Annotated in this window: 22 protein-coding genes; 11 read left to right on the top strand and 11 right to left on the bottom strand. The window is 50.1% G+C overall.

Annotation, left to right across the window (positions count from 1 at the left end):
* Nucleotides 1–19: 19 nt before the first annotated feature.
* A complete protein-coding gene (locus tag O4H47_RS11870; RefSeq protein ID WP_269394190.1) occupies nucleotides 20–2170 on the bottom strand; it encodes a hypothetical protein in 2151 nt (716 codons plus the stop codon).
* Nucleotides 2171–2450: 280 nt separating this feature from the next.
* On the opposite strand from O4H47_RS11870, the gene O4H47_RS11875 reads away from it, so the two are divergent.
* Nucleotides 2451–2771 carry a hypothetical protein gene (locus O4H47_RS11875; RefSeq protein WP_269394191.1) on the top strand — a complete coding sequence of 107 codons (321 nt, stop codon included), beginning with the start codon at nucleotides 2451–2453 and terminating at the stop codon, nucleotides 2769–2771.
* On the opposite strand, the gene glp is transcribed toward O4H47_RS11875, so the two are convergent.
* Genes glp through O4H47_RS11910 form a run of 7 tightly spaced genes read right to left on the bottom strand, consistent with a single transcriptional unit; the run spans nucleotide 2760 to nucleotide 10326 of the window.
* On the bottom strand, nucleotides 2760–4001 hold the full coding sequence (gene glp / locus O4H47_RS11880; RefSeq protein WP_269394192.1) for a gephyrin-like molybdotransferase Glp: 1242 nt from the start codon (nucleotides 3999–4001) through the stop codon (nucleotides 2760–2762). The two genes, O4H47_RS11875 and glp, sit on opposite strands and share 12 nt — an antisense overlap.
* A 3-nt stretch (nucleotides 4002–4004) precedes the next feature.
* Nucleotides 4005–4484 (bottom strand): cyclic pyranopterin monophosphate synthase MoaC, encoded by a 480-nt coding sequence (gene moaC, locus O4H47_RS11885; RefSeq protein WP_269394193.1) that lies wholly within the window; start codon nucleotides 4482–4484, stop codon nucleotides 4005–4007.
* Nucleotides 4485–5291 (bottom strand): indole-3-glycerol phosphate synthase TrpC, encoded by an 807-nt coding sequence (gene trpC, locus O4H47_RS11890; RefSeq protein ID WP_269394194.1) that lies wholly within the window; start codon nucleotides 5289–5291, stop codon nucleotides 4485–4487.
* Nucleotides 5291–6313 (bottom strand): anthranilate phosphoribosyltransferase, encoded by a 1023-nt coding sequence (trpD, locus tag O4H47_RS11895; RefSeq protein WP_419719628.1) that lies wholly within the window; start codon nucleotides 6311–6313, stop codon nucleotides 5291–5293. The genes trpC and trpD overlap by 1 nt, the downstream gene beginning before the upstream one ends.
* On the bottom strand, nucleotides 6307–6921 hold the full coding sequence (locus O4H47_RS11900; RefSeq protein WP_269394196.1) for an anthranilate synthase component II: 615 nt from the start codon (nucleotides 6919–6921) through the stop codon (nucleotides 6307–6309). Before O4H47_RS11900 ends, trpD begins: the two co-directional genes overlap by 7 nt.
* Nucleotides 6918–8426: an anthranilate synthase component I gene (trpE, locus tag O4H47_RS11905; RefSeq protein ID WP_269394197.1), complete on the bottom strand. Its 1509-nt coding sequence runs from the start codon at nucleotides 8424–8426 to the stop codon at nucleotides 6918–6920. The genes O4H47_RS11900 and trpE overlap by 4 nt, the downstream gene beginning before the upstream one ends.
* 19 nt (nucleotides 8427–8445) lie before the next feature.
* Nucleotides 8446–10326, bottom strand: a complete 1881-nt coding sequence (locus tag O4H47_RS11910; RefSeq protein ID WP_269394198.1) for a peptidylprolyl isomerase — start codon at nucleotides 10324–10326, stop codon at nucleotides 8446–8448.
* Nucleotides 10327–10474: 148 nt separating this feature from the next.
* Between O4H47_RS11910 and tpiA the strand changes: the two genes are divergently transcribed.
* The 4 genes from tpiA (at nucleotide 10475) to O4H47_RS11930 (ending at nucleotide 13661) form a co-directional block, all read left to right on the top strand.
* Nucleotides 10475–11227, top strand: coding sequence for a triose-phosphate isomerase (gene tpiA / locus O4H47_RS11915; protein WP_269394199.1), 753 nt, complete (start codon nucleotides 10475–10477; stop codon nucleotides 11225–11227).
* Between the two features lie 100 nt (nucleotides 11228–11327).
* Entirely contained in the window at nucleotides 11328–11726 is a 399-nt protein-coding gene (gene secG, locus O4H47_RS11920; protein WP_269394200.1) for a preprotein translocase subunit SecG, read from the top strand.
* Nucleotides 11727–11840: 114 nt separating this feature from the next.
* Nucleotides 11841–13469, top strand: coding sequence for a CTP synthase (locus O4H47_RS11925; RefSeq protein WP_269394201.1), 1629 nt, complete (start codon nucleotides 11841–11843; stop codon nucleotides 13467–13469).
* Nucleotides 13470–13481: 12 nt separating this feature from the next.
* Complete coding sequence (locus tag O4H47_RS11930; protein WP_269394202.1) at nucleotides 13482–13661, top strand: DUF4169 family protein; 180 nt, start codon at nucleotides 13482–13484, stop codon at nucleotides 13659–13661.
* 31 nt (nucleotides 13662–13692) lie between these two features.
* Here the strand turns inward: O4H47_RS11930 and O4H47_RS11935 are convergent, their stop codons facing one another.
* Nucleotides 13693–14925, bottom strand: a complete 1233-nt coding sequence (locus tag O4H47_RS11935) for a hypothetical protein (RefSeq protein WP_269394203.1) — start codon at nucleotides 14923–14925, stop codon at nucleotides 13693–13695.
* A gap of 1202 nt (nucleotides 14926–16127) precedes the next feature.
* Nucleotides 16128–16955, bottom strand: a complete 828-nt coding sequence (locus tag O4H47_RS11940; RefSeq protein ID WP_269394204.1) for a carbon-nitrogen hydrolase family protein — start codon at nucleotides 16953–16955, stop codon at nucleotides 16128–16130.
* Nucleotides 16956–17095: 140 nt separating this feature from the next.
* On the opposite strand from O4H47_RS11940, the gene O4H47_RS11945 reads away from it, so the two are divergent.
* Together O4H47_RS11945 and eno are read left to right on the top strand one after the other, a co-directional pair.
* On the top strand, nucleotides 17096–17470 hold the full coding sequence (locus tag O4H47_RS11945; protein WP_269394205.1) for a rhodanese-like domain-containing protein: 375 nt from the start codon (nucleotides 17096–17098) through the stop codon (nucleotides 17468–17470).
* Between the two features lie 154 nt (nucleotides 17471–17624).
* Complete coding sequence (eno, locus tag O4H47_RS11950; RefSeq protein WP_269394206.1) at nucleotides 17625–18899, top strand: phosphopyruvate hydratase; 1275 nt, start codon at nucleotides 17625–17627, stop codon at nucleotides 18897–18899.
* A gap of 56 nt (nucleotides 18900–18955) precedes the next feature.
* Here the strand turns inward: eno and O4H47_RS11955 are convergent, their stop codons facing one another.
* Nucleotides 18956–19393, bottom strand: coding sequence for a VOC family protein (locus O4H47_RS11955; RefSeq protein WP_269394207.1), 438 nt, complete (start codon nucleotides 19391–19393; stop codon nucleotides 18956–18958).
* A gap of 98 nt (nucleotides 19394–19491) precedes the next feature.
* On the opposite strand from O4H47_RS11955, the gene O4H47_RS11960 reads away from it, so the two are divergent.
* From O4H47_RS11960 to O4H47_RS11975, 4 genes are all read left to right on the top strand, one after another.
* Nucleotides 19492–19809, top strand: coding sequence for an FtsB family cell division protein (locus O4H47_RS11960; RefSeq protein ID WP_269394208.1), 318 nt, complete (start codon nucleotides 19492–19494; stop codon nucleotides 19807–19809).
* A gap of 204 nt (nucleotides 19810–20013) precedes the next feature.
* Entirely contained in the window at nucleotides 20014–21024 is a 1011-nt protein-coding gene (pdhA, locus tag O4H47_RS11965; RefSeq protein ID WP_269394209.1) for a pyruvate dehydrogenase (acetyl-transferring) E1 component subunit alpha, read from the top strand.
* Nucleotides 21025–21048: 24 nt separating this feature from the next.
* Nucleotides 21049–22425: a pyruvate dehydrogenase complex E1 component subunit beta gene (locus tag O4H47_RS11970; protein ID WP_269394210.1), complete on the top strand. Its 1377-nt coding sequence runs from the start codon at nucleotides 21049–21051 to the stop codon at nucleotides 22423–22425.
* Nucleotides 22426–22455: 30 nt separating this feature from the next.
* Nucleotides 22456–23820, top strand: a complete 1365-nt coding sequence (locus O4H47_RS11975; RefSeq protein ID WP_269394211.1) for a pyruvate dehydrogenase complex dihydrolipoamide acetyltransferase — start codon at nucleotides 22456–22458, stop codon at nucleotides 23818–23820.
* Nucleotides 23821–23822 lie beyond the last annotated feature (2 nt).

The raw sequence follows: 23822 nt of genomic DNA on the forward strand, positions 1-23822 counted from the left end.
TCGGAACTTGAATAGTGTCTCACTTGATCGTAATCGTGATCTTCAACTCTTCGTCTAGCTCGAGTCCGAACTCCGCCTCATCCGGGACAATCCAAGCCAACTCGGTACTTTTGGGGTCTCGAACCAGCTTTACATTTCCGAGTTCTACGCCGGCGCGGAAGTTTTTCGGGTTAATGCTGGTGTTTGGCTCAAGCTCAATCACAAAGCGATAACCAGGAATTGGAAAGAATGCGTCGCTCTTTTCAACGATAAGGTCGCCAAATTTTAATCTATCAAGAAAAGCGGTTCGGCGAACACGTGCCACCTCAATCGCCTCTTCATTGGCCCAGTAGATGCGGCTTTTTGCCAAAAAATCGGCGTAGGCCTCATGTGTGGCGAGCTGGGCGGCCATGTAATCGCGCAAAGGACCACCTTCAATCAGTTCTGCTGCCGCTTTTTTCATTGCTTCTTTGGTCAATTCTTTCGCGACGCTAATTCCAATGTCCCGGCCAATACTCGTAACGAGCGCCCCTATGCCCCTTTTTCCAGTTGCTTTGCCAAATTCTTCAGCCGCTTTGAGTACCTTCTCTTCTGATTTAGCGATTTTGCTTGCGATGCGGTCCGGCAAGCTGAAATTTCCATTGACCAAGTCTTGGGGGCGACGAAAGCTCTTATATACATCTGCGCCAAACTTGGCGGCTTCGTGTTCTAAGGCTGCTTTGTTTAGTTTGGCATAACTGCCGGAAGTGCGAAATGGCGTTGATATCGCCTCTTTATATATTTGATTTAGTGCAGCCTCCTTACCTTGCTCGTCCCACCAAGATTGCTCGTTTTCTTCGTTGCCTTTTTTCTGTGGGATCACTGCAATATCTCGGCCAATACCACTCGCGTCATAATAGGTCGGGCCAGAAATCAGGTTTCCAGCGAGTTGGCCTGTGGCTTCTGCTAATACGCCCGTAGGACCACCTTTTGCCGCCAACGCCAAATTCAATGCCGAGGAGTGTAATTCTATTTGCGCTTGAATGATGGTCGAAGCGATTCCAGATAGGGCGTGCCAATCTGCTTGATTAGAAGCCTCATTGACTGCTTTTTCGTGATGTTCTCGGGCGGCTAAACGCCTTTTGTCCAATTCGAAAGAGGCTTCGCGGCGACCTGCGATTTCTGCACTGAGAAAATAGACCTCCTCACGGAGTGCGTTTTGCTCATCGGCAGAAACCGGAACCAGTCGGGCGTCCTTGCTTTGTATGGATTTGATCGCGCTACCATACCGCGATTTAACATCAACAAACTCAAGTGTCGCAGCGCTTAGTTCTTGTTCCACTGCGTCTAAGCTGGCTTTCACATTTTCCAATGTCGTTGTTAATTCAGAATCTGTCTCATGATAGGCTTTGATGTGGTCGGCTTGATCTTTTTGAGCACGCGCAAATGCATCAATATCGTCTTCTCCGGGCGGCAAATTGGCTTGCACTGCGTCAAGTATTTTCACATTGATCGTTTGCAGTTTCTGAGTGCTTTTGATTATGAATTCACGGCGTGCAGTAAGAATGTCATCGACGCGTGTTTGTACACTTTTGTAATATGCCTTGCTTTCCGCATATCGTTTTTTAGCCGTGTCCAACTTTTTGGTTGCCCTTTGCAAAGCGATGTCTTGGTTGGCACGTGATATTTCAACACTCGTGACCGTAAACCACGGCTTAGGAGGTGGAAACCTTGTGCTTGCGGACATGCGCGTGGCTTCTTGGGATGGATTTTTTCCTTCTGCTCGCATTTGCGCCAAATAGGGGGAGGGAATGTGCATTTCATTTTCGACAAAAAGAGCGCCAGCAATGTTCAAACTTACAACGAAGTTCGTGTAGGTTTCTGCTATGCCTTCAACCGCCAAGGCTTCTCGATATTTGCTAAGATTTGGGACTGTTTTTCGGGTGCGCCAAAGCTCTAATTCAGATTTGAGCCGTTCAATGTGCGAAGCAAGCATTTCTGCTTGTCCTGGAAAAGTTATTCTTGCCGCGGCTTGGTCGTCCTTTTGCGCAATGCAAAGCTTATATTCTGTGAGTTTGACAATCAGCGCGCGATGTTCTTCGCCACTGGTGGGTAAATTAGTGGGGTCAAATTTGGGAAGTGTACAATCGTCTGCAAGGGCGTTGAGGGTCGCGCCTGCGAACATTATTGCAGCAATTGCTAATTTCCACATTGGTTCCACCTTGTCTCAGCATATTGATTTTTGAGTGTACTCCGAACGCAACGAATGTAGGCATGTTAGCCCATAGGTCCTGAAACTACCAATCAGCATTGAAAACATTTGGATCAATCGGAAAGCGTGGGCTTTAAACCTGAGCAAACGGCATGAATGAAATGTTTATCGCCGTGCGGGATGAAGGCGCCCTTGATAAATGTCAAGTTTTAGATATCTTGCAATCGATAATCTCATCTACTGTTGTACATAAATTTCTAACGAAAGCGAAAAAACAATAATGACATTTTCGAATAGGACAAAACGAACCGCAGCGGCATTTGTCGCAGCGGTGATAGTAAGCGTTGGCAGCTCAGGCATTGCACAGGCAGCGCCATATTACTTTCAAGACCAAAATAGTAACCCGCAAGCACTTTACACCAATCCAAGTTGTGATGGGGAAACCGATAGCTGTATTGGTTTCGGCACGAAATGCGGTGTTGATATGTACTACAGCAAGTATTCTCAGCAGAGAGCGCTCGAAATGTGGAAGTACAAAGGCTACATCAAAATCCGGCAGAACTCCGGCGGTCATGAGGTGGTTTGTGAGCTAATCCGCTAACGCGGATTTTTTCATCCAACCGCCCGCCCAGGGCATCACCAACACATCCACCATCTCACCAACCCTTTTGCTTTCTTCAAGCGGCTTTTGCACCACGAAACAATCGCTTGCAGAGAGCGAGGTGAGGTGGGCGCTGTCGGATTGCATGTGTGGGTCAACGCCTAGGCTGCCGTTGGCATTTTGGGTTAGCTTTGCACGGCGATAGTGTTGACGCGGGCCGTTGCTTGCCATATCGGCGGTGAGCGGTAATTGGGTGATCATGTGATCTGGAGATTGGCCCAGTTTGGCTTTGATGGCGGGCACCACAAACACGGTGCCTGTAACCAAGGCTGAAACCGGATTGCCGGGCAGGCCAAAAATGGTGGTTTTGCCTTTAGTGCCAAACATCAGCGGTTTGCCGGGGCGCACCGCGATTTTCCAAAAACTGAGTTCAACGCCCAATTCTTCTAACACTTCTTTGACATAGTCGCGATCGCCCACGCTTGCGCCGCCTGTGGTGACCAAAACGTCTGGTTTTTCATCCAACATGCGTTTCAGTTCATTTTTCAGCGTCTGCCGATCATCTTTGATAATGCCGCCATCTTTCACCTCTGCACCAAAATGGGCGAACAAAGGCGTTAGGCCAAAACCGTTGGAGGCAATGATCTGATCTTTTTCTAGCGTTGATCCCGGGGGCACCAATTCGTCGCCGGTTGCCACCAAAGTCAGTTTAGGCGCTTTGCGCACTTGCAGCGTTGCATGGTTGGCGGCCGCTGCCAGTGCCAAGTGGAACGGCGATAGTTTGGTGTCCATACTAATCAGAACATCGCCCAAAGCAAAGTCGTTGCCCTTATCGCGCACATTTTGCCCCGCAACCACATCATCCTCTAGGGTGATGATGTCACCATCGCGGCTAATTTTTTCCTGCATGATCACCGCGTTGGCGCCTTTTGGCATTGGCGCGCCGGTGTAAATGCGGGTGCATTGCCCTGCGGTCAAGGTGCCTTCGAACGCCTCGCCCGCAGCAGATACGCCGATCACATCAAGTTGTGTGCCTTTGGCGCCCGCTTTGGCGTTGAGGGCATAACCATCCATGGCGCTGCCATCAAACGGGGGCTGATCGAACACGGCGGCAATGTCGTGGGCCAGAATTCTGCCATTTGCCTTGGCCAACGGCACCACTTCATTGTTCGTTTGTGAAATGGCGTCAATGATGGTTTTAAGCGCGTCAGCGACAGGCAAAAGGTTCATATTTTACTCGCGGTTGTAATCGCCGGACTTGCCGCCCGACTTTTGGTCCAATTGGGTTGGGCCGATCACCATGGATTTGTCCACCGCCTTGGCCATATCATAAATAGTCAGCGCGGCAACGGACGCGGCGGCGAGCGCTTCCATTTCAACTCCCGTTTTGCCTTCAACGCGCACCAAGGCTTTGATATCAAAACTGTTTGTGTTGTCATCAGGCTCGATCGAGATTTCAATTTTCGTCAGCATGAGCGGATGGCAAAGCGGGATCATTTGCGACGTATTTTTCGCCGCCATAATGCCCGCAACCCGAGCAACGCCAAGCGCATCGCCTTTTTTCAGGTTGCCGCTTTTCACCGCTACAAATGCTGCTTCGCTCATGGAAATGCGAGATGTTGCAGTCGCCTGGCGTTGGGTGACATTCTTGTCGCCTACATCCACCATGTGGACTTCGCCATCATCGTTGATATGGGTGAGTTTGTCGGCCATTTAAGCTGCCTCGTTGCCTGTTAGCAACAATCGTGTTGCAGCCGCAACGTCAGGTTGGCGCATCAGGCTTTCACCCACAAGGAAAGTGCCCACATTGGCTTTGTCCTCGAGCATTTGCACATCGTCAAATGTGAAAATGCCGCTTTCGCTGACCAGCAATCTATCGTCGGGCACGTTTTTCGCTAGTTCAATCGTGGTGTTTAAGCTGGTTTCAAAGGTCCGCAAATTGCGGTTGTTGATGCCGATCAGTTCGGCGTCTAATTTGAGCGCACGTTCGAGTTCTTCGGCGTCATGCACTTCAATCAGCGCGTCGATGTTCCAATATTTGGCCGCAGCGTTTAGATCTTCAGCCAGTTTGTCGTCTACCGCTGCCATAATGATCAAAATGCAATCAGCGCCCCATGCACGGGCCTCTGCCACCTGATAGGTGTCGTAAAGGAAATCTTTGCGCAAAACGGGCAGGAACGTTGCTGCCCGCGCTTCTTTGAGGAATGCAGGTGCGCCTTGAAACGAAGGGCCATCGGTAAGAACTGAAAGACAAGCCGCACCACCAACTTCATAGTCAGATGCGTGAGCGGCTGGGTTAAAATCCTCTCGGATCAAGCCTTTGGATGGGCTGGCTTTTTTAACTTCAGCGATCAGCGCATATTGGTCATTGTCGCGTTTGGCTTTTAAGGCGTTCAAAAAACCACGTGGCGCATCGGCGTTTCGGGCCAATGTTTCAAGATCGCCAAACGGCAAATCGAGTTTGGCCGCCGCAATTTCTTCGCGTTTATAAGCTTCGATTTTCTTTAGAATATCGGTCATTATTTGGCCACCTCGTTCGATACGCGAACTAAATCTTCAAGCTTGGCTTTTGCTGCGCCGCTATCAACTTGTTTTGCGGCAAGGTCTACACCAGCTTTGAGGGTGTCGACTTTGTTTAAGATCAAAAAAGCCGCCGCTGCGTTGAGCAGCGCAATGTCGCGAAATGGGGAAAGTTTGCCATCAAACAGTTCGCGCATGGCCGCTGCGTTTTCTTGCGGTGTGCCACCCAAAATATCTTTTGTTTCAGCTAAAGGCAGTCCAGCATCTTTTGGGGAAATCTCAAACTCGGTGATTTTGCCGTCTTTAATCTGCACGACGGAGCTGGTGGTTGTCGTCGTCAATTCATCAAGACCATCATTGCCGAACACAACCCATGCGGATTTTGCGCCGTTTTTCAAAAGCGATTCTGCGACGGGGCGGACCCATTGTTTGTCGAAAACACCAAGCAGATAGTTTTTGACCCCAGCAGGGTTTGACTGAGGGCCGAGCAGGTTGAATATGGTGCGCACACCCATTTCTTGGCGTGAAGGTCCCACAAAGCGCATGGCGGCATGGTGGTTGGGGGCAAACATAAAGCCAATGCCCGCGCGCTCGATGCAAGCGGCAATGCCTGCGGCGGGTAGATCGAGTTCTACGCCCAACGCCAATAGTGCTTCTGAGCTACCAGACTTTGACGAGAGGGCTTTGTTGCCGTGTTTGGCCACAGGGCAACCTGCGGAAGCCACAATGATCGAAGCGGTGGTGGAAATATTGTAGGTGCCAACGCCATCGCCGCCAGTGCCTACAATATCGATGGCATTGGCAGGTGCGGCTACCGGGCTCATTTTTTCGCGCAGGATAGAAACGGCGCCGGCAATTTCTTCAACGGTTTCGCCTTTGACCCGCAACGCCATCAAAAAAGCGCCGATTTGGGATGGTGTGGCTTCGCCAGACATAATGATATTCATCACATCGCGCATTTGGTCGAATGACAAATCGTTGCTGTCGCCGAGGTAGTTGAGCGTTTCTTTGATGTTCATGATGCGCTCCGGGGATTGGCCGCGTTAAACGCGTTGGCGATATCGATGAAATTTTGCACCATTTGGGTGCCGCTTTCGCTTGCTATGCTTTCAGGGTGAAATTGAACGGAATGCAATGGCAGCGTTTTGTGGGCGATGCCCATGATCATGCCGTCGTCAGAAGTTGCCGTAACTTCCAGTTCGCTTGGCATACTATTGGGGTCAATGGTCAAGGAATGATAACGGGTAGCGGTGATGCCGTCCTTGTTCAACCCCTTGAACACGCTCTTGCCCTGATGGCGAATGGTTGAGGTTTTGCCGTGCATCAATGCTGAAGCGCGCACCACGTCTGCTCCGAAAGCTTCGCCGATGGATTGATGGCCAAGGCAGACACCAAACATTGGGATTTCATTCTTAAAACGTTCGACCATGGGCACGCAAATGCCAGCTTCTTTTGGGGTCTTGGGGCCGGGCGAAATCACAATGGCGTCTGGCGCCATCTTTTCGATTTCTTGAATGGTGATTTTGTCGTTACGCACAACTTCCATTTCTACATTTTCTAGTGCACCAATTAGGTGAACCAGATTGTAGGTGAAGCTGTCATAATTATCGATCACGAGCAGTTTGGTCATTGGCCCATCTCCGGCTCATCAGCATAGCGCAATGCTTCTTGCGCGGCACTTGTGAGTGCTCTGGCTTTGTTCTCGCATTCAAGCTGTTCAAGCTCGGCCCTGCTGTCGGCAACAATACCTGCGCCGGCTTGCACATGGATTTTCCCGTCTTTGATCACGGCGGTGCGCAACACAATACAGGTGTCCATCCAACCGTCAGCACTGAAGTAGCCCACGCAGCCCGCGTAAATGCCACGGCGGTGCTTTTCCAGCTCGTCGATGATTTCCATGGCCCGCACTTTGGGGGCGCCAGAAACCGTACCAGCGGGGAAACCGCCGGCTAGCGCATCAATGTTATCAAGGCCTGCCTTTAGCTTACCTTCAACATTCGAGACAATGTGCATCACGTGGCTGTAATACTCGAGGAAATAGCTGTCAGTGACTTCTACAGTGCCAATTTCAGAAACGCGCCCCACGTCATTGCGGCCCAAATCGAGCAGCATCAAGTGTTCTGCCAATTCTTTTGGATCAGAAAGTAATTCATCAGCCATTTCGCGATCGCGTTCTGGCGTTGCGCCGCGTTTGCGGGTGCCAGCGATTGGGCGAATGGAGACCTTTTGGTCTTGCACCCGCACCAAAATCTCTGGGCTTGAACCTGCGATAGCAAAATCAGCAAAATCCAAGAAGTACATATAAGGACTTGGGTTGGTGCGTCGAAGGGCGCGATAAAAAGCGACCGGGGGCAAGGTGAAGTCTGCAGTGAACCGCTGACTCAAAACAACCTGAAACACATCGCCAGCGCGAATATATTCCTTCGCTGTATCCACCATGCCAGCGAATTGTTCTTTTGTGGTGTTGCTTTCAAACTGAATGTTTGCTGTGTCAATTCGTTCTTTGGCCAGCGGTGCGGTGTTGGACAGTCTAGAGATTGCACCATCAAGACGCTCATGTGCAGCATCATATGCTTGGTCTGCGCTAACACCTTCTTTTGGACGTACCGGCGTTGCGAAATAAAGCTCGTCTTTGATGGTATCGAACACCGCCAAAAGAGAAGGGCGCATCAATAGGGCATCTGGTGCACCAATTGTGTCTTCGTTTTCATCAGGCAAGTCTTCGATCTCGCGCACCATGTCGTACCCAAGATAGCCGAATATGCCCGCTGACATAGGCGGCAGGTCTTGCGGTATTTCAAGGGCTGAGCATTTGAGCAGTGAACGCAGCTCATCAAGGGGTGCGTCAGGCAAGGGCTCAAAACTGTCGGGCTCGAACTGTGGGTTTAAATTAACCGAGGCTTTGCCGCGCTGAATCTTGAACAACAGATCAGGTTCTAGCCCGATCATGGAGTAACGACCGCGTGTCGCACCACCATGAACGGATTCGAGTAGAAATGTGTTTTTGCGTCCTTGAGAGAGCTTTAGATATGCACCGACTGGTGTTTCAAGGTCGGCCACCACGCGACGCCACACCACTTGCGATTTGCTTTGATTGTAGATTTCAGCAAAGGCGGCATAGTGTGCGTCATGCATCTCAGTTCCCTATGGTTTGTTATTGTCCGGCCACATTGAGCGACAGGAGTTGATTAATTGCTGCTTGATTTACGTTGAAACCAAGATCATCGCGTTTTGCATTGATAAACTGCTGATAGGCATTATCGGCAAGCCCTGCGGCAATGCTATTTTGCATTTGTTCATCGATTTCTTGAGCCGAAGCGGCATTTAGCCATGTCACTTTGAAAATCACATGTTCGCCATCAGCTGTAAGGGCTGAACCAACGTAACCTTCACCACCTTGGAAAGCGGCTGAGGCAACTTCTCTTGAAATCTCGTCGTTACCGCCACGATTGAGGTTGATGGCTGTTTGAGTTTCAACCCCAGCAGTTGCGGCAACGGCTTCAAGTTCCTCGCCGCTTTTAAGCGCTGCAACAAGTTCCTCTGCCTTTGTTTCCAAAGCATCGCTTTTTTTGCCTTGCATCCAAGATGCCAAAACAAGGGGGCGCACTTCTTCAAGTGTTTGGTCACGTGCTTCCGTGATTTGGTTCAGGTCGAACCAAGCCATTGAATCTGCACTCAAAGCGATTGCAGGAAGTAGCTTATCCAATTCAGCTGACCCAATGACAGGAAGCAAACGCGCCGTTGCGCCAGAAGGCAGGCCATCAATGGCAGCAAATCCGCCACCCGAAGGTGTAACTTCTACGCTTTGCGCCGTTAGGCCGAGTTGCGCCGCAATCTCTTTAATTGGGGAAAGCGTTGCGCGAAGCTCCTCAATTTCATCGATTTTGTCGATGATAATCGCCTTTGCCTGACGTTCGGCTGCCGCTTGTGCGATTTGATCGCGAATTTGGTCCAGTGGTTGCGGACCACCTTCAACAATGTTGGAGACCAAAAGCGCAGTTGTGCCAGTTTCGCCAACAACAACCGTCAGTCCCTCATTTGCCATCGCAAATGCAGCATCACCAATGGCAGGATCTGCAACATCGGCCTGAGCAACTTGACCAAGATCGGTCACTTTATCGGCAAGGCCCATGTTGGCCAACAAATTTGCAAATTCAGGGCCATTGACGGAAAGGCCGCCCAACAATGCTGCTTGACCAGGATTATCAAGGGTAACTGTTTTAATGTTGCGGGTTTGTGGCGCAACAAATGACGCACCCGTTTTAGCGTACTCCGCCTCGATTTCAGCGTCTGAAACTGTAATCGTTTTGCCGAGTATTTCTGGGGTCAGGACCAATATGTCAATGTTGCGCACTTCTTCGGTGCGATAGAATTGCTGGTTTTCAACCAAATAGGTTGTTAGCTCTTCATCTGTTGGTGCGGCGATTTCGCCGAGCGCTGCTTCACTCAATGTGAAGAAGTCGATCGAGCGATTGTCGTTTTGGTAGCTGTTTGAGATTTCAAGGATGGTTTTTGGCGCGGTAATGCCACCAAATAGACCGTTTATGATCTGGCTGCGTTTAGCGTTGTCAGCTTGCGAGTTTACATATTCGCTTTCTGTGTAGCCGCTTTGACGCAGAATTTGGTTGAACCGTTGACGATCAAACAAACCAAGTGTGCTTGAAAAATTTGGATCATCGGCAACAAGTTTTGCAACCATTTCGTCGGATGCGCCAACGCCAAAGCTCTCAACGAGGTTATCAAGCGTTGCATTGCCTGCAAGCTGGGAGATCACTGAACCCGGAATGCCAAAGGCCGCTGCTTGCTCGGGCGTGGGCACTTGGCCGTATTGGCGTGCGAAATCGTTTAGCTGTCCGCGATAGGCGCGATCAAAGTCGACAGCGGATATAGACACATTGCCTACACGCGCGACATTTGTGCTCCCTAGATTTGTGAACACATTTGCGATACCGAAGAGGCCAAAGCTTAAGATCAACAAGCCCATCAGGATTTTGGCGACCCAAGTGTTTGAATAGCGTTTAAAGGTATCTAGCATTTCGCATCCGTTTATTATTATTGCCGAATTCCAGCTGAAGAATTCCCCAGCTTGGAGCGGCGCATAATAGACAGGGTGTGAAGAAAATCGCAAGAGACAGAATGGGCTGTTTTGGCTTAAGACTAATTTTATTTCGTGAGGGACCAACATGACACAAAAAATCACGCCGCTAATTGCTGGAAATTGGAAGATGAATGGGGATGCAGGCTCATTCTTGGAAGTGGAAGTGATCAAAGATCGTTTGGCCGCAAATGAAGTGAACGCACAAGTTGTGATTTGCCCGCCGGCAACGTTGCTACATCGGGTCAGCGTTGCTCTGCACGAAAGCGCAGCTAAAACAGGTGCGCAAAACTGCCACGCTGCGCCAAGTGGCGCACACACTGGGGATATCAGCGTCGCAATGGTGCGCGAAGCAGGCGGTGAATATGTGATTGTTGGCCACTCTGAGCGCCGCGAATCTTATGTTGAGTCCAATGCAGATGTTAAAGCCAAGGCCGCTGCTGCGCTGGGCGGTGGTGTTGTGCCCATTATTTGTTGTGGTGAATCACTAGAGATTCGCGAAAGCGGCAAGGCCATAGATGTTGTGGTGGCGCAAATCATTGCTTCGTGCCCTGATTTTGACCAATCCCAAGAAATTGTTGTGGCTTATGAGCCAATTTGGGCAATTGGCACGGGCAAAACAGCATCATCTGGCGATGTGGATGAAATGCACAATGCTATCCGCGCAGCACTTGTGGAGCGTTTTGGCGATGCAGGCGCAAAAATCAAAATTCTTTATGGTGGCTCGGTAAAGCCTGCCAATGCTGAAGAATTGCTTGGTGTTGAGAATGTGAATGGGGCTTTGGTTGGCGGTGCCAGCCTAAAAGCTGACGATTTTTGGGGCATCATTTCGGCCGCTTAGCTGCCAGATCACACAAAAGCGCGTATTGGCTCTGGCCAAGCGCGGCTTTAGTGTGTAGAACCCCAAAATTCACAAACTAATTCAAGAGAAGATTTCCAAAATGGAAACAGTTCTTATTGTTGCGCATCTGTTTATCGTTATTGCGCTTATTACCGTAATCTTGTTGCAACGCTCAGAAGGCGGGGCGCTTGGTATCGGCGGTGGCGGCGGTGGCGGTTTGATGTCTGCACGCGGTTCAGCAAACCTTTTGACACGAACAACCGGTATTTTGGCGGCGCTGTTTTTTGCGACGTCGATTGGCCTTACTGTTTTAAGCCAATTGAACAATGAATCATCAGCCATTCTTGAGCGGGCAACCGAGCAAACTGATGGCAACGTAACAGTTCTGGATGCTTTGAACGATCTGAACGGGGAGCCATCCAATGATTCCTCCGGGCTTGATCTTCCGGTTCCAGCGGCGGAAACGCCAGCATCAACAGATCAAGCTCCTTCCCAGTAAGGGGCGGAAATTGAAGAAGAATTTAGGCGGGGGTTTGTGGCCCCCGTCTTTTTTTGGGTTTAACGCGAAGTTTTAGCTTCGAATCAATCAAATTCAGCATTAAGGTAAAGGCCCATGGCTCGGTATATTTTCATTACTGGTGGCGTGGTTTCTTCATTAGGTAAGGGACTAGCTTCAGCTGCACTAGGTGCGGCACTTCAAGCGCGTGGATATAAAGTCCGCTTGCGTAAGCTGGACCCCTATCTAAATGTTGATCCTGGTACAATGTCACCCTATCAACATGGGGAAGTTTTCGTGACCGACGATGGCGCGGAAACTGATCTGGATCTTGGACATTACGAACGGTTCACGGGGCGTTCTGCTAATCAGCAGGACAATATTACCACGGGCCGTATCTATTCAAACATCATCGCAAAAGAGCGACGTGGCGACTATTTGGGCGCGACGGTGCAGGTTATTCCGCATGTAACCGATGAAATCAAAAACTTCGTTCTGTCAGATAACGATGAGTTTGATTTTGTGTTGTGCGAAATTGGCGGCACGGTTGGCGACATTGAAGCGCTACCGTTTTTTGAAGCAATCCGGCAATTAGGCAACGAGTTGCCACGCGGCGATGCGATTTATGTGCATCTAACGTTGATGCCGTACATTCCAAGCGCGGGTGAACTTAAAACCAAACCAACGCAGCACTCTGTAAAAGAGTTGCGCTCAATTGGTATTCAGCCAGACATCTTGTTGGTGCGTTGTGATCGGGAAATTCCTGAAGGCGAGCGCCGCAAGCTTTCCCAGTTCTGTAATGTGCCTGAAAGCGCTGTTATTCAGGGCTTAGACGTTAAAAGCATCTATGATGTGCCCATCGCTTATCACGACGAAGGTTTGGACGTTGAAGTGCTTAAGGCCTTTGGTTTGGAAGCAGATCAAAAACCTGATCTGAGCAAATGGCTTGAAGTTTCCGATCGTATTCATAACCCTGATGGTGAAGTAAACATTGCCATTGTTGGCAAATACACAGGTTTGCTCGACGCATATAAGTCGCTTAGCGAAGCTTTGGTGCATGGCGGCATCGCAAACAAAGTGAAGGTCAATCTGCAGTGGATTGATTCTGAAATCTTTGAAAAAGGCGATCCGGCACCGCACCTTGAAGGTATTCACGGCATTTTGGTGCCAGGTGGTTTTGGTGAGCGCGGATCAGAAGGCAAGATTGCAGCGGCAAAATTTGCACGGCTGCGCGATGTCCCATATTTCGGGATTTGTTTCGGCATGCAAATGGCTTGTATCGAAGCTGCCCGCAACACCGCTGGCATTCGCGATGCGGGGTCTACTGAGTTCGGCCCTAGCAAAGAGCCCGTTGTAGGTTTGATGACCGAATGGACAAAAGACAACGAGAAGCTTGAGCGGACGGACGACACCGATTTGGGTGGCACGATGCGGGTAGGGGCTTACCCTGCACAATTGGTGCGTGGTAGCCGTGTTGCTGATATTTATGGTTCCACAGAGATATCAGAACGCCATCGTCACCGTTGGGAAGTTAATATGGACTACCGCAAGGTGCTCGAAGCGAATGGCCTATTGTTCTCTGGCCTTTCACCGGATGGCACTTTGCCTGAAATCGTTGAGCGCACAGATCATCCCTGGTTCATTGGTGTGCAATATCACCCAGAACTCAAGTCGCGTCCGTTTGAGCCGCATCCTTTGTTCTCGTCGTTTATTGCAGCGGCTGTTGAGCAGAGCCGATTGGTTTAAGGAGCAAAGGCATTGGCTGAAATCGTCAATCTTCGACAAATGCGCAAAAACAAAGCGCGGGCGGAAAAAGAAAAGACAGCCGATGCCAATCGCCTAAAGTTTGGCCGCACAAAAGCCGAGCGCAAGCAAACGGAAGCGGAAGCCAAGTTGGACGCCAAAAAGCTAGACCAGCAAAAACTAGACAAAGACTAATTCAATGGTCGCCTTTGGGCGGCCATTTTTTTTAAACCACATAGATAGGCGCAAAGCCGCCGCCAACTGTGCGGAAATTTGTGGTTTGCCCCTGATAGAGCCTTGCAGCGGCAAGGATCATCTTGCCTTGATAGGTATATAGTCGGATGTCCGATTTCAGTGGCGCAACACCGGCCTCACAGTCCGATTTTGCCTGTCGGACACATGGGATAGCTATTTCTTGTGCCACATAGGCATTTTCAAGAATATGCGCCCAGGTCTTTTTGGTGACCTTATCCCCGCGATAGACCGCTTTGCCGCCGTGACCTGCCAATGGTTTGAAAAACAGGTTTTTGCGCTTACTCCAAATTTCGTCCGCGTTTTCAGCATTAACCAGCGTGGTCTTTGGGATTGGGGAGAGGGCACTTATCTGATCTGAAGTCGCGCCCATTTCTGCAAGGCGCTTTGGGTCGGATAAGATCGTAAGGTTTTGTTTGGCGGCGAAAAGTGCATGGTGGCGTGGATTGGGCGTAATAACGGCGGCTTCGTTGATCAATGCCTCTCGCAATGCTGCATGGCTTGGCTTGTCGAAATAAAAATCAACCGATCGATTGTAAACCAAGTCGATTTTTGTTTCTCCAATCCATAGCGCACCCTCCCGAAAAGTGAAATCATTCGGATCAGCGATGAGGACCTCAAAGCCTTGTTTTTCCAACAATTCTTTTGCAATCAAAAACTCGTCGTAAAGGAACTGCTCCGTTGGATTTTCATCCACGATTGCGATTGTTTTTAATTGATGTTGATGACCTGCACTGCGCCACTCATTACGAAACATCTCTGCAATCGTGTTTGAAAAATCTTTGTTGCCTTTGGGTTTGCCGTTCCAACAACAAACATCTTGCGCACGATACAGGGCGTCCACCAAAAAAGCACCACCTGCATTCGTGTTGATTTCGATGAGGCGAGGACCGTCGTCGCTCATGTGAAAGTCATATCCCATGAACATGCCGCTCGGACCCTTGCCATGCGATGTAACGGACGGTGTGTGGGCAAGAGTTGCCTTTTGATAATCTGGCAACTTGATGACTGCTTCTAAAGCCGCCACTTGTTGCTCGATTTGCTTAAACTCAGCTTGGGAAAGAAACATTGGCGTTTCAGAAAACAGCAATCCTGCCGCCTCCAGTTTTGGCAGCAATTTGCGTTCAAGCGATGTACATGGGCAATTCTGATTGAGCCACTGCGCTCTGTTAAAGTTCAGTTTTTCCGCAATATTCTGAATTTGCATAGGTTCACCTTTTCCCTTTATCGTAATATTACGATTAAACCGCCAAATTGCAAGGATGAAGATGAAGAAGCGCTCATTTCGATCAGCGCTACGGGCACGGAGCTCGCGCCAATATTATCCGTCATCCCTGCGCAGGCAGGGATCCAGGCCGGAGTAAACCACGAACGCATTTGTTGGCGGTTGTTCTCGCCTGGATCCCGGACTAAATCCGGGATGACGTGCGGGGTGAGGTGAGGCGTTTTTTTTGGGGGTGCGGCTTTTCCCCAACCTAATGGCGAGCTGGTCGAGCCATGGATTTGGTGCACGGCAGTTTATCCTTCGACAGGCTCTTCGATGAGGTTTTTTGATAAAATCTATCCCCGCACCCAAAAGCTCATGCCACAATGATCGGACCTTTTCTTGAAACCGTCGCAGGGCATTGACGAATGTTGGGCGGTGAGGGTTGTGATGGCGCTGCCCTAGTTTCCCTCCCCCTTGTGGGGAGGGATTAAGGGTGGGGGGCTTTTTAAAGAGGTCCCGCATCGAGTGCGGGACGGTGCGAGAGGAACAATTGATTTCCACCCGCACCGCCCCGGACAATCAAGTGGCGCTTGCGCCGCGCGGGTTGATCCGGGGTCTAACTACCCCCGAAAGTCATTGGTGTTTTGCACCAATTGGCCGGGGTGCCGGGGAAGCAAGCGTAAGCTTGCGACGGCGGCGCGAAAAAAGAGCCAGGGGTGCCGGGGAAGCAAGCGTAAGCTTGCGACGGCGGCGCGTAAAAAGCTCGGGTGCCGGGTAGCCTGCGCGGCGAGAGCGCCAAAAGAAGCAGACGAAGTCTGCGACGGCGGCGCGTAACTCTTAGAGAAAAGGGGATGGCCGAACAACAAGACGGTTGTTGTTCGCGTTGAATTGAAATGTCCAGCCTGACACCGAAGGCAGCTTGTAAGATGTTTGGTGGGTATTGTTTTCCACCTGTGCCAATGGGCACTCATCAAATGATCATGGCGATCAAAACAATTTTGATGGAACGCTGAGCAAGGGGATAGAAGGGTTTAGCACCTCGGGGTATTTCAGTTTTAAGGCAAAAGCCATTTCACGCGAGGCGTTTAACGTGTCATTTTTGAACTAAACTACATAAGACGAGACCTTAAACGCCTCGCGTGTCTGCATTTTTGGAATAGCTCAAGGTCGGCGACCGTTGAGGGAATTGGCGTGTCTTGCTGTCATTTGTGTCCACGTCGTTTATCTTTGTAGATGTCGCCTTTGCGTGCCTTGCGCCGCCATGGCTTTGCCAAACGCAGTTGGATATCGTAGCGTGGGTCGGCTCTATCAAGGGTTGCAATAATCAAGTCCTGATGGCCATCCGTAGTGGCTTTGTGCTCAACTTGGCCATTTGGATCAATCAACATGGAACAGAGTTCTTGGTCAGGTTGTACTGGTTCCGAAACAGCAACCCAATAGGTGAAAGCCGCAGCATGACCGCGCAATAAGGTTTCAAACAGACTGGTATTCGCCATGGAAGAATAGAGAATGCAATCCACACCCATTTCTTCGAGTTGCTGGAAATGCTGCGGCATTGTCGCCTCAATACAAATGGCGAAGCCGAATTTAAAACCGTCGATATCGATTGTTTTGGGGTCAGGTTCACCTGGCGTGTACCAATCTTGCAGTTCGGTATGGGAGATATAGATTTTGTCGTTACGGGCAACAAGTTCGCCTTTATCGGATATGATATATTGGCAGTTGTAGGGTCTGTCCGTTCCTTCGATTTGGTGGCACGCACCAATCACAGCCCAAATGTTATTTTGGCGCGCAACATCACCAATGCGCTTGATTTGATCGCCAATAGCGGCGTGGTCAAACTGGTCTGGGTGCAAAATATGCGCTTTTGCGTAACCAGATAGGGCTCCTTCGGGAAACAAGACTAGCCGCGCCTGTTTGGCGGCAGCTTTCGTAATGAGGCGGCAGATTTCTGCGGCATTTTGGGCGACGTCGCTTGAGATTTGGCTTTGAGCAATGCCAATCTTAAAATTATTCTCGTTTGTCATCATGGTTCCGCCCATTTCAAATCATCGCATATTGAAGCTACATGATTTGGACAAGGTGCTGTCAAAGAATTGATTTCCGGCATCGCCAATAATGCCCATATAATGCTTGGGTCGATCATATCCCTCCAAACTAGGACAAAAAAATGAAAACAGCACAAGATTACCTTGAAGAAGCCAATGCGGTTGTGAAGCGGGTGCCGGCGACTGAAGGCATTGCTTTCCATGGAAAACCAAACAGCGTCTTTGTGGATGTTCGGGATTCGGGTGACATTGCAAAAACAGGTACAGTTGAAGGCGCAGTGCGTATTTCGCGCGGGTTCATCGAGTTTGCAGCGGACGACAAAACCCCACACCACAATCCAGCGATGCAAAAGGACGCAAATATTTTTGTGTTGTGCGCCGTAGGCGGGCAGGCCGCTTTGGCGGGCAAAACGCTTAAAGATATGGGCTATTCATCTGTTACAAATATTGGCGGCTTCAACGAATGGAAAGAAGCTGGTGGGCCGACAGAGGCTTAGCCGGGCAATAGATTGAAATGGGAGGGGCGCTAAGACAGCGCCAGCTCCTGTTTTACGCCGGATTGGGCCAGAATTGAGCAATTGGACTTTGCAAGGTCAAAAATTGGCGCTATGACATCGACCAACTCACCAACCCCCACTAGGAGATGACATAATGTCCGCCATTATTGATGTAACTGGCCGTCAGATTTTTGATAGCCGTGGCAACCCAACCGTTGAAGTTGACGTTGTTTTGGATGATGGCTCATTTGGCCGCGCTGCTGTGCCTTCTGGTGCTTCAACCGGTGCGCATGAAGCTGTTGAGCTACGCGATGGCGGCGCTCAATATATGGGCAAAGGCGTTACCAAAGCCGTGGACGCGGTCAACACGGTCATCTTCAACGAGATTCAAGGCATGGACGCGCTTGATCAGCGTTCGATTGATCAGGTGATGATCGACCTAGATGGCACACACAATAAAGCCAAGCTGGGCGCTAACGCGATTCTTGGTGTTTCAATGGCGGTCGCCAAAGCGGCGGCAGAATCTTCAGCGCTGCCACTATATCGCTATATTGGCGGTTCAAATGCGCATCTATTGCCTGTGCCGATGATGAACATCATCAACGGTGGCGAGCATGCGGACAACCCAATCGATATTCAAGAATTCATGATTATGCCGGTTGGTGCTGAAAGCATTGCGGATGCGGTTCGTGTTGGGTCAGAGATTTTCCACACGTTGAAAAAGGGCTTGTCGGCTGAAGGTCACAACACAAATGTGGGCGACGAGGGCGGCTTCGCGCCGAACCTTTCTTCAACAACTGCCGCGCTTGATTTCATCATGCAGTCGATCGAAAAAGCAGGCTACAAGCCGGGTGAAGATGTTTATCTCGCCATGGATTGCGCATCCAGCGAGTATTACAAAGACGGCAAGTATAACCTGAAAGGTGAAGGTAAGATTTTGGGCAGCGACGAAATGGTGCGCTACCTAGAAGACCTTGTTGGCAAGTACCCAATTATTTCAATTGAAGACGGTATGGACGAAGACGATTGGGACGGCTGGAAAGCCCTTACCCAAGCCATTGGCAACAAATGCCAATTGGTGGGCGACGATTTGTTTGTGACAAACTCTGAGCGTTTGAAATCTGGCATCAAAATGGGCGTTGCCAACTCAATCCTTGTGAAGGTGAACCAAATTGGTTCTTTGACCGAGACCTCGGAAGCTGTGGAAATGGCGCATAAGGCAAACTATTCATCAGTTATGTCGCACCGTTCTGGCGAAACAGAAGATGCAACAATTGCTGATTTGGCTGTCGCGATGAATTGCGGTCAGATTAAAACTGGTTCATTGGCGCGTTCTGACCGGTTGGCAAAATACAATCAATTGATCCGCATTGAAGAACAACTTGGTTTTGCAGCCAAATATGCGGGCCGTGATATTCTGAAGAGCTAGTTTATTGCTCTAAAATTACTAATCGAAGCGCCGCCGGGGAGCCCTTGGCGGCGTTTTTACGTTTGGTCATGTCCGCCCCAGCGAAACTCGCCATTGGGACTCAAGACTGAGAATGGATTATGTGCCACTTCCCACAAAAAGCTGTCAGGATCTGCGAAGTAGCCTGAGTACCCGCCCCAAAAAACGGTCTGGCCCGGCTTGATCAACTTACCCCCGGCCTGTTGTGCTTGTGCTAAGATCGTGTCCACCTCGTCAGCGGAATTTACATTATGTGCGAGGGTGAAGGGGGAGTATTGTCCGTCCGCAAATTCGACGTGCGCGTCTTTGGCCAGTTCTTGGCGCCCATAAAGTGCAAGAGCAGATCCTTGCAGGTTGAAGGCCACAATGTCATCACTGGGGTTACTCGCCATCTGCCATCCTAGGTTTTGGTAGAATTGGCACGATGCGGCAAGGTCACGCACACCAAGGGTGATAAGGCTGGCGCGTTGTTCCAAAAGTTTGCTCCACAGGTTTTGAAATGGTTTGAAGTCACTAAGATTTAACACAAATTATTTACATTCAAGCAAGATCTATCTCTAAGGATTTTGCGTAAATGCCCACACGTCTTAAGCGCCCTTCTTTGCGCAATAAGCTAGCGATTGCTACGGTGCTGATCGCCTTTCAGGGGTACCTTGGGTATCATCTGGTTGAGGGAAATTTTGGTATTGTTTCACAAGCCAAGTTTTCTGAACAATTGATTGAACTGTCCCAAGAGCGAGATCAGCTCGCCCATCGTGTTGAAGTTGCACAGAACCGAAATTCCTTGCTGACAACGGATCGTCTTGATCCTGATCTATTGACAGAACGTGCACGACATCTGCTAGGGTTCAGCAACCCGAATGATCTGATTGTTCCCACAGATTCAGAGTAACCGTATATCGGTTAATACCAGCAAATAACCTAATATCAGTTAATCGGTTTATGTTGCTTTTTTACAGATGGTTAGCGGCGTTATCTCGAGTAAAACAATATTTCTTTTCATCTCATTGGCGCGTTAAGATGCGTCCATATATATGCGGAAGAACCCTGATTAGGCGTTGATGCTTGAAAATGCGGTTCAAAGTTGGAGAAGCGAATGTCCAAAAAGACCGATACTAAGGCTGCGGCGAGCAAGTCGAACGCACCTGAGTTCACGAAAGAAGAAGATCTATACGCCTATCGTGAAATGTTGTTGATCCGACGCTTTGAGGAAAAAGCGGGCCAAATGTATGGCATGGGTCTGATTGGTGGGTTCTGTCACCTTTATATCGGTCAAGAAGCGGTTGTGACAGGCGTTCACATGGCTTCTAAAAAGGGCGACGCTTCAATTACTGGTTATCGCGACCACGGTCATATGCTGATTGTTGGCCTTGATCCGAAAGCTGTGATGGCTGAGTTGACCGGGCGTGCGGGCGGTTTGTCCAAGGGCAAGGGCGGCTCCATGCACATGTTCTCCAATGAAGAACGGTTCTATGGCGGTAACGGCATCGTTGGCGCGCAGGTCAGCCTTGGTACAGGTTTGGCATTTGCTGCAAAGTATCGCGGTGAAGACACTGTTAGCCTTTCATACTTTGGCGATGGCGCATCCAACCAAGGTCAAGTCTACGAGAGCTTCAATATGGCGAAGCTTTGGAATTTGCCAGCGATCTATATTATCGAAAACAACCGCTACGCAATGGGTACCAGCCTAGAGCGCGCAGCTTCTACAACGGACTTGTCGCAACGTGGTGCTTCATTTGGCATCCCGGGTGAGCAAGTCGATGGTATGGACGTGCGCATGGTGCGTGAAGCCGCTGCTCGGGCGATGAAACATGCGCGTGAAGGCAATGGGCCATACATCTTGGAAATGCAGACTTATCGTTATCGCGGTCACTCCATGTCTGACCCAGCAAAATATCGTTCAAAAGACGAAGTGCAGTCCATGCGGGCCGAGCGCGATCCGATCGAGCAGGTAAAAGCGCGGATTTTGGATAATGGATGGTCCACCGAGGAAGAATTGAAAGCGTTAGACAAAGAACTGCGCGCAATTGTTTCTGAAGCTGCGGACTTTGCCACAAACGATCCAGAGCCAGATGCTGCTGAGCTTTATACTGAGATTACAGTCTAGATTCGACGGACCAGGAGAAAACATATGCCAATAGAAATTTTGATGCCTGCTCTGTCGCCAACAATGGAAGAGGGAAACCTTGCCAAATGGTTGGTTAAAGAAGGTGATACAGTGACCTCAGGTGATGTGATTGCTGAGATTGAAACCGACAAAGCGACCATGGAAGTGGAAGCGGTGGACGAAGGTGTGATCGGCAAGATCTTTGTTGCTGAGGGAACTCAGGGCGTGAAAGTGAACACGCCAATTGCTGCTTTGCTTGAAGAAGGCGAAAGCGCGGATGGTATTCAGGCTTCGGCCGCACCTGCCGCTGCGGAACCTGCAGCAAGCGCGCCAGTTGAAGAAGCGGCATCTGCTGCACCTGTTCCAGCAGCGCCAGCGTTTGCTCCACAAGCTGATCCTGAAGTGCCTGAAGGCACTGAAATGGTGTCGACCACTGTACGGGAAGCCTTGCGTGATGCGATGGCGGAAGAAATGCGCGCAGACGACGATGTGTTTGTGATGGGCGAAGAAGTTGCTGAATATCAAGGTGCCTACAAAGTCACCCAAGGTTTGCTACAAGAGTTCGGCGCGCGCCGGGTGATTGACACGCCGATCACTGAACATGGCTTTGCTGGTCTAGGCGTTGGTGCTGCATTTGCAGGCCTGAAGCCGATCATTGAATTTATGACGTTCAACTTCGCCATGCAAGCGATTGACCAAATCATCAACTCTGCGGCCAAAACCCATTATATGTCTGGCGGGCAGGTGACATCACCAATCGTGTTCCGTGGGCCAAATGGTCCTGCGTCTCGCGTGGGCGCGCAGCACAGCCAAGACTTCTCAGCTTGGTATGCGCATGTTCCAGGCTTGATTGTTGTATCCCCCTATAGTGCAGCCGATGCGAAGGGTTTGCTTAAGTCAGCGATCCGCAGCAAAAACCCAGTTGTATTCTTAGAAAATGAGTTGCTTTACGGCACATCATTTGACGTTCCAAAACTTGACGATTGGACTGTGCCTTTGGGTAAAGCCAAAGTCGTTCGTCAGGGTTCTGATGTGACGATCGTTTCTCATTCAATGGGCATGCGATACGCCACTGAAGCGACAGAAAAACTGGTTGCCGCTGGTGTGGATGTTGAATTGATAGATTTGCGCACCCTGCGTCCATTGGACATGCCGACGGTTGTTGCATCAGTTAAGAAAACAGGTCGTTGCGTAACTGTTGAAGAAGGTTGGCCACAAGGTTCAATCGGTTCAGAAATTTCAGCACGTTTGATGGAAGAAGCCTTTGATTATCTTGATGCGCCAGTAACACGCATCACGGGTAAAGATGTGCCAATGCCATATGCAGCGAATTTGGAAAAACTCGCGTTGCCAAGCGTTGAAGAAGTCATTCAAGCTGTAAACTCCGTTACTTACCGCTAGTCGACGTTCAGGGAAAAAGGAAGATCGAACATGACGATCAATATTACAATGCCAGCCCTGTCTCCGACCATGGAAGAGGGAAACCTTGCTAAGTGGAACGTAAAAGAGGGTGATACGGTTTCTGCTGGTGATGTCATCGCAGAAATTGAAACCGACAAGGCCACGATGGAAGTTGAGAGCATCGACGAAGGTGTTGTTGGCAAGATTTTGGTTGCTGAAGGTAGCCAAGGCGTAAAAGTGAACACAGTGATTGCGGTTTTGCTGGAAGATGGTGAAAGCGCTTCGGATATCGGCGAAGTTAGCGCCCCTCCAGCGGCGGCACCTGCAGCACCTGCTGCGGTCGAAGAAAAACCTACAGCCGACCAAGCACCCGCCGCCGCACCAGCTGCTTCAACACCGCAAGTTGCTGCACAAGCCCCTGCGGCACCAACGCCGGTTGCAGCAGCGCCAGTGCAAAAAGCAAGCGGCGAGCGCACCTTTGCTTCGCCCTTGGCACGTCGCTTGGCGGCAGATGCCAATATCGATGTGAGCATTCTTGCTGGCACTGGTCCAAAAGGCCGGGTCGTAAAACGCGATATTGAAAAAGCCATGCGCGAGGGCGTGCCGACTGCGGCACCAAGCGCCTCGGCCTCTGCACCGGCCATTTCGAGTGGCATGGCAGATAGCCAAGTGATCGCGCTTTATGAAGAAGGTAGCTATGACTTGGTGGCGAACGACGGCATGCGCAAGGTTATTGCCGCTCGTTTGACGGAAGCAAAGCAAACGGTTCCGCACTTCTATATCAGTATGGATGTTCGACTTGACGATTTGCTTGAAGCGCGTTCGCGGATTAATGCGACAGCCAAGAAAGACGAAAACGGTCGTCCTGAATTCAAGCTCTCGGTGAATGATTTCATCATGAAAGCTTGGGCAATGGCATTGAACCAAGTGCCTGACGCAAATGCATCTTGGGCAGGTGAGCATACATTGAAGCATCACCATTCGGATGTTGCGGTTGCTGTTTCTGTGCCTGGGGGGCTGTTCACACCGGTCGTGCGCAAAGCAGAGACTAAGTCACTGCGCGAGATTTCAGCTGAAGTGAAAGATTTGGCCAAGCGGGCAAAATCGAAAAAACTTGCGCCACATGAATATCAAGGTGGCGGCAGCTCTGTTTCAAACCTTGGCATGTTCGGCATTACGAACTTCCAGGCTGTGATTAACCCACCGCATGGGACAATTCTGGCTGTTGGCGCTGGCGAAGAGCGTGTTGTTGTTGAAAGCGGTGAAATCACTGTTGGCAATTTCATGACCGTAACCTTGTCGTGCGATCACCGGGTTGTTGATGGCGTGCTGGGTGCTGAGGCGCTTGGTGTGTTCAAGCAACTGATCGAAACACCTGTGATGATGCTGGCGTAAGC

This window comes from Maritalea porphyrae (assembly GCF_027213965.1).
Classification (GTDB): Bacteria; Pseudomonadota; Alphaproteobacteria; order Rhizobiales; family Devosiaceae; genus Maritalea; species Maritalea porphyrae_A.